Annotated in this window: 2 protein-coding genes and 2 pseudogenes; 3 read left to right on the plus strand and 1 reads right to left on the minus strand. The window is 65.7% G+C overall.

Annotated features, from left to right (window positions below; all coding sequences use genetic code 11):
• Window position 1 precedes the first annotated feature (1 nt).
• Window positions 2-413, plus strand: a pseudogene (locus ACFWGZ_RS40085) (IS5/IS1182 family transposase); the annotation flags it as partial.
• Between the two features lie 240 nt (window positions 414-653).
• On the opposite strand, the gene ACFWGZ_RS40090 reads toward ACFWGZ_RS40085, so the two are convergent.
• Window positions 654-1,937, minus strand: coding sequence for an IS256 family transposase (locus tag ACFWGZ_RS40090; RefSeq protein WP_382456818.1), 1,284 nt, complete (start codon window positions 1,935-1,937; stop codon window positions 654-656).
• A 164-nt stretch (window positions 1,938-2,101) separates the two neighbouring features.
• Here ACFWGZ_RS40090 and ACFWGZ_RS40095 point away from each other — a divergent pair.
• Both ACFWGZ_RS40095 and ACFWGZ_RS40100 read left to right on the plus strand, forming a co-directional pair.
• Window positions 2,102-2,904 (plus strand): IS5 family transposase gene (locus tag ACFWGZ_RS40095; RefSeq protein WP_382456817.1). Its coding sequence is split into 2 segments (ribosomal slippage): window positions 2,102-2,438 and window positions 2,438-2,904, totalling 804 coding nucleotides; the frame shifts between segments, so codons are not numbered across the junction.
• Between the two features lie 2 nt (window positions 2,905-2,906).
• Window positions 2,907-3,916 (plus strand): annotated as a pseudogene (locus ACFWGZ_RS40100) (IS3 family transposase); the annotation flags it as partial.
• Window positions 3,917-4,018: the final 102 nt, after the last annotated feature.

Consider the following 4,018-nt stretch of genomic DNA (forward strand, 5'->3'; position numbering starts at 1 on the left):
GCTGAATACGCTTCGTGATCACCACAGGTGTGCCTGCTCGTTGCCATCATGGCTGACTGCCACACCGTGGAACCAGTTTGGCGCGCTGATCCCACTTCGACCAGTGATCGATCCCACCCGTCCGCTGGGCTGCACCGGCGCCGGATCTCGGATCGGATCGTGTTCGAGAAGCTCGTCCAGGTGTTGCGGTTCGCTGTTCGTACGAGGCGACAGCTGACACCACGTGCTCGGCGTTCACGATCCGCATTCGACGCGACGAATGGATCAAAGACGGATTGTTCACCCGGTTCAAGCAGATCGCGCTGGAGGCGTACGACCGCATTGTGGGCCTGCTGCGGGAGAATATCGCGGTGGACGGGCGCATCACCAAGGCTCCAGGCAGTTCGCGCGCCGCCCACCCAACAACGGTGGACTCCTCCACGCCAGCGCACCCGCACTCCCACTCGGCGGCTACGAAATCCGTGTCACCGGAACCCATCCCGGCTCACCCATCATGCCCGTCACCGCCCCGATTCTCGTCTGGGACCCTGCAATCGCCGCTGTCTGAAGCCCCGGCACGTACCCGCACGGCGCCCGCTCATCGGCTACTTGTTGACCGACCTGCGCATGGCAGGGGTCTGTCAAACGAGCGGTGTAACTCGGGTTGAAGGAAACTACTTGCGTCCGGCGGCCAGGCGGCCGTCGAAGGCGATGTCGAACGCATTGAGCGCGGGTTTCCACCGCATGGTCCAGCGTGCGCGGCCGGTGCCGGTCGGGTCTAGGCTCATGATCGCCATGTAGACGCATTTCAGCGCTGCCTGCTCGGTCGGGAAGTGCCCGCGGGCCTTCACCGCGCGGCGGATGCGGGCGTTGGCGCTCTCGATAGCGTTGGTCGAGCAGATCACCCGCCGGATCTCGGGATCGAACGCCAGGAACGGCACGAACTCGGCCCAGGCGTTATCCCACAACCGCACGATCGCCGGATACCGACCGCCCCAGGCCTCGGTGAACTCAGCGAACCGCTCACGGGCCGCGGCCTCGGTCGACGCCGTGTACACCGGCTTGAGAGCCTTGGCGATCACAGCCCAGAGCTGCCGGCCCGCGTAACGGAAACTGTTGCGCAGCAAGTGCACCACGCAAGTCTGGGTGATCGTCTGTGGCCAGACGGTGGTGATCATGTCGGGCAGGCCAGTCAGCCCGTCACAGACCACCATGAGCACGTCGACCACGCCGCGGTTCTTGAGCTCGGTGAGCACGTGCAGCCAGTATTTGGCGCCCTCGCCGCCGTCGCCGGCCCACAACCCGAGGATGTCACGGCGCCCTTCGCAGGCGACCGCGAGCGCGATGTAGATCGGCCGGTTGGCTACCTGCCCGTCGCGGATCTTCACGTGAATAGCGTCGATGAAGATCACCGGATAGACCGCGTCCAGCGGCCGGTTCTGCCACTCGACCATGCCCTCGACGACCTTGTCGGTGATCGTGGAGATCGTCTGGCGCGACACCTCGGCGCCATACACCTCCGCCAGGTGCGCGGAGATCTCACCGGTGGTCAAGCCCTTGGCGGCCAACGAGATCACCATCTCGTCCACGCCACCGAGACGCTTCTGCCGCTTGGCCACGATCTTGGGTTCGAAGCTGGCGTCGCGGTCGCGCGGCACGTCGATCTCGACCGCGCCCACGTCGGTGAGCACCGTCTTCGAGCGGGTGCCATTACGCGAGTTACCGGTCCCACGGCCGGCCGGGTCGTGCTTGTCATAGCCGAGGTGATCGGTGATCTCACCCTCGAGCGCCGACTCCAGCAGCCACTTGGTCAGCTGCTGCAACACCCCGCCCTCACCGGTCAGCTTCAGCCCGCTGGCCTTGGCACTGCTCAGCAGCTGCGCGACGAGCTGCTCGTCCAGGCCGTCAACACCAGCTGCGGGCTTCGAGTCCTCGACGTTCTCCACGCCGGACATCATGTCGGTCATCAGGTGCACTTCCATGATCAGGAGTTACACCGCTCGTTTTACAGTCCCGGCGGCGTCGACTTCAATGCCGTGAACGTGTACGGAGTAAGAGACCAGTTCAAAATGAGCTGGCGTGTCGGCTTTGCCTGCGGGACAGGACATTCCAAGATCACGGTGTGCGCGAGGAGGTCCTGACCGACGAGCTATGGGCTCGGCTGGAACCGTTGATCCCGATGTCCCCGAGACGTTTCCGCTATCCGGGTCACAGACGTGCCGCCGACCGTGCCGCGTTGGAAGGCATCCTCTACGCGGTGCGCACAGGCATCGGCTGGAACCGGCTGCCCACCGCCTTGTTCGGCGCGTCGAGCTCGACCTGCTGGCGGCGGTTGACCGAATGGCATGAGGCCGGCGTCTGGCAGCAGCTGCATGAGCTGCTGCTCGCCGAACTGCGCGCCGCCGGGTTGCTGGACCTGTCCGCTGCTCTGGTCGATTCCACCCACCTGCGCGCGCTCAAAGGGGGGACCACACCGGGCCGAGCCCGGTCGACCGCCGCAAGCCCGGTTCCAAGCACCACCTGATCGCCGACGCGAGCGGGATCCCGCTCGCCGTCACACTCACCGGCGGGCACCGCAACGACGTCACCCAGCTGATCCCCCTCATCGACGCCATCCCACCGATCCGGGGCATCGTCGGCAAACCACGTCGCCGGCCACGGCGAATCTACGCCGACCACGGCTACGACCATGACAAGTACCGGCGCCTGGTCCGCGCCCGCGGCATCACACCCGTCATCGCCCGCCGCGGCGTCGACCACGGCTCCGGTCTGGGCACGGTCCGCTGGCCGGTCGAACGCACCTTCGCCTCGCTCAAAGGCTTCCGGCGACTCCGCATCCGGACCGAACGCCGAGCCGACGTCCATCAAGCCATGCTCAGCCTTGCCTGCTTGATCATCTGCCTGCGCAAACTCATTCTGAACTGATCACTAAGCCCGGTGCGAGCCGGGCCGAGTCGGCGGAGCTGCGTGAGGCGCGCAAGCGGATCAAGCTGCTGGAGCAGGAGAATGAGGTTCTGCGCCGGGCGACCGCGTATTTGTCGCAGGCGAATCTGCTGGGAAAAGGCTCTACCCGCTCGTGAACGAGCTCGCTGCGGACGGGATTCCGGTTGCGGTGACGTGCCGGGTCTTGAACATCGCTCGACAGCCGTACTGCCGGTGGCTGGCCGCGCCGGTCACCGGGACCGAGCTCGAGCGTGCTCGTCGGGCGAACGCGTTGTTCGACGCGCACCGCGACTACCCGGAGTTCGGCTATCGGTTCCTGGCCGATGAGGCCCGCGACGCCGGCCAGTCGATGGCGGACAGGACCGCGTGGCGCATCTGCTCGGCTATGGGCTGGTGGAGCGTGTTCGGCAAGAAACGCGGCCGCAACGGCAAGAAGACCGGCCCACCGGTGCACGACGACCTGGTCCGCCGTGACTTCACCGCCGCCGCGCCGAACCTGTTGTGGCTGGCCGACATCACCGAACACCGCACCGCTGAGGGAAAGTTGTATCTGTATGCGGTCAAGGACGTCTGCTCCAACCGGATCGTGGGCTACTCGATCGACTCCCGGATGAAGTCCCGCTTGGCCGTCACCGCGCTCACCAATGCCCTCGCCCGCCGTGGTGAGGTCGCCGGCTGCATCATGCACACCGACCGCGGATCGCAATTTCGTTCCAGGAAATTCGTCCGTGCGCTCGCTCGTCACGGCTTGTCCGGGTCGATGGGCCGGGTCGGTGCCGCAGGCGACAACGCGGCGATGGAGAGCTTCTTCGCGTTGCTGCAGAACAATGTTCTCGACCGGCGCACCTGGGCCACCCGTGAGGAACTGCGGATCGCGATCGTGACCTGGATCGAGCGCACTCACCACCGCCGCCGACGCCAGGCTGCTCTCGGCAGGTTGACCCCGATCGAGTACGAAGTAATCATGTCCACGCCAGCCAGTCAGGCTGCGTGACTACCGCTGACCTGCCCTACTGGATGGGTTCCAGAGTTGGTGGCTAACTTGCAGCTTCTTCGAGAGGCTGTGCACTGTGCCCCGTGCGTACCCCGCCGAGTT

This window comes from Lentzea sp. NPDC060358, from assembly GCF_042725365.1.
In the GTDB taxonomy this organism is placed as follows: Bacteria; Actinomycetota; Actinomycetes; order Mycobacteriales; family Pseudonocardiaceae; genus Lentzea.

Bases quoted from the DNA above. Each gene is read 5' to 3' on its own strand.
- ACFWGZ_RS40090 (WP_382456818.1), bottom strand. From the start codon at position 1,937: ATGATGTCCGGCGTGGAGAACGTCGAGGACTCGAAGCCCGCAGCTGGT.